1 protein-coding gene and 1 pseudogene are annotated in these 2,381 nt (G+C 65.3%); both read left to right on the forward strand.

Features of this window, described 5'->3' with window-relative positions; genetic code table 11:
- Window positions 1-1,812: magnesium-translocating P-type ATPase (gene mgtA, locus AC1VAN_RS20500; RefSeq protein ID WP_480986601.1), on the forward strand; the 1,812-nt coding region annotated here is incomplete at its 5' end.
- Between the two features lie 38 nt (window positions 1,813-1,850).
- A pseudogene (locus AC1VAN_RS20505) lies at window positions 1,851-2,375 on the forward strand (MgtC/SapB family protein); the annotation flags it as partial.
- Window positions 2,376-2,381 lie beyond the last annotated feature (6 nt).

A 2,381-nucleotide genomic window follows, 5' to 3' on the forward strand; every position in this document is an offset into this window, starting at 1 on the left:
GCCCTGGTGATGGTGCCGTTCGTGCTGCTGGTCAATGGCTGGACCAAGGGCGACTGGACCGAAGCATTCCTGTTCGCGCTGTCGGTGGCGGTCGGCCTGACCCCGGAAATGCTGCCGATGATCGTCACCTCCACCCTGGCCAAGGGCGCGGTGCTGCTGTCGCGGCGCAAGGTGATCGTCAAGCGCCTGGACGCGATCCAGAACTTCGGTGCGATGGAAGTGCTGTGCACCGACAAGACCGGCACCCTCACCCAGGACAAGATCGCGCTGGAGCGGCACACCGATGTGTTCGGGCAGGATTCGGAGGAGGTGCTGACCTTCGCCTACCTCAACAGCCACTTCCAGACCGGCCTGATCAACCTGCTGGATCGTGCAGTGCTGGAGCATGTGGAGTTGCAGAGCTCGCTGCGCCTGTCGCAGGACTACCGCAAGGTCGATGAGATTCCGTTCGACTTCGAGCGCCGTCRCATGTCGGTGGTGGTCTCCGAGCGCGAGGACCATCACGAATTGATCTGCAAGGGTGCGGTGGAGGAGATGCTGGCGGTGTGCAGCACCGTGCGCGAGAACGGCCGGGACATGCCGCTGGACGCGCAGCGCCTGGCCCGGGTGCGGCAGACCACCGAGGAACTGAACGAACAGGGCCTGCGCGTGGTGGCGGTGGCGATGAAAGAAACCGCCGCCAGCCAGACGGTCTACTCGCAGGCCGACGAGCGGGATCTGACCCTGGTGGGTTATGTGGCCTTCCTCGATCCGCCGAAGGAATCCGCTGCTCACGCACTGCAGGCGCTGGCCGCGCATGGTGTGGAAGTGAAGGTGTTCACCGGCGACAACGAACTGGTCACCGCCCGGATCTGCGCCCAGGTCGGCCTGGACGTCGACACGATCGTGACCGGCCCGCAGATCGAGCGCATGGACGACGCTGCCGTGGCGCGTGCACTGCAGGAGCATCGCGTGTTCGCCCGCCTCACGCCCCTGCACAAGGAACGGCTGGTGCGCGAGCTGCGCGCGCAGGGCAAAGTGGTCGGCTTTCTCGGCGATGGCATCAACGATGCTCCCGCACTGCGCGCCGCCGATATTGGCATCAGCGTGGACAGTGCGGTCGACATCGCCAAGGAGGCCGCCGACATCATCCTGCTGGAAAAGAACCTGATGGTGCTGGAGGAAGGTGTCATCCAGGGGCGGCGCACCTTCAGCAACATGCTCAAGTACATCCGCATGACCGCCAGCTCCAATTTCGGCAACGTGTTCTCGGTGCTGGTGGCCTCGGCGTTCCTGCCCTTCCTGCCGATGTTGCCGCTGCAGCTGCTGGTGCAGAACCTGCTGTATGACATCTCGCAGATCGCCATTCCCTTCGACAACGTGGATGAGGAGCTGGTGCGCAGGCCGCTGAAGTGGAACCCGGCGGACATCGGCCGCTTCATGGTGTTCTTCGGCCCGATCAGCTCGATCTTCGACCTCAGCTGCTTCGCCCTGATGTGGTACGTGTTCGATGCACGCACGCCGGCCGACCAGGGCCTGTTCCAGTCGGGCTGGTTCGTGGTCGGGCTGCTGACCCAGACGCTGATCGTGCACATGATCCGCACGCCCAAGGTACCGTTCCTGCAGAGCATCGCTGCGCCGCCGCTGCTGCTGATGACCGGGGCGATCATGGCCATCGGCGTGATCCTGCCGATGAGCCCGTTGGCTGGCTACTTCAAGCTGCAGGCATTGCCGGCCGGTTACTGGCCGTTCCTGGTGGCGATCCTGTTCGGCTATGCGGTGCTGACCACCGCGCTGAAGAAGCTCTACATCCGCCGCTACGGCTGGCAGTAAGCGCGCCGGCGCAGGGAGACGCATCATGGACTTCAACCCCCACCTGCCCGCTGCATGTGGTGGCCTACGTGATCTCCGGCGTCGGCTTCCTCGGTGCCGGCGCGATCATGAAGGATGGCGCCCAGGTGTCGGGCCTGAACACCGCCGCCACCCTGTGGGGTTCGGCTGCGGTCGGCGCCTGTGCCGGCATCAAGCTGCTGCCTGAAGCGGTACTGGCTGCGGTGTTCGTGCTGGCTGCCAATACCCTGCTGCGGCCGGTGGTGAACCGCATCCAGCGGCAGCCGCTGCCGGAAGCGTTCAGCGAGGCCACCTATGCCATCAACGTGGTCTGCCAGCGTGAGCAGCAGGCCGAGGTGCTGGACCGGCTGCTGCTGTTGCTGGAGCAGGCGCAGTACCCGGTACGCGCGGTCGACCAGCGGCCGTTCGGCGAGCGCGATGTCGAGATCGAAGCGGTGCTGTACGCCACCACGGTCGATGGCGCTGAACTGGATGCAGTGCTGGCAACGCTGGCCGCCACGCCGGGCGTGCTGCAGGGATTCTGGAACGCCAGCCTGGAAGAGTAGTGGCGG

The sequence above is a fragment of the Stenotrophomonas sp. 05L44_2 genome, assembly GCF_056665995.1.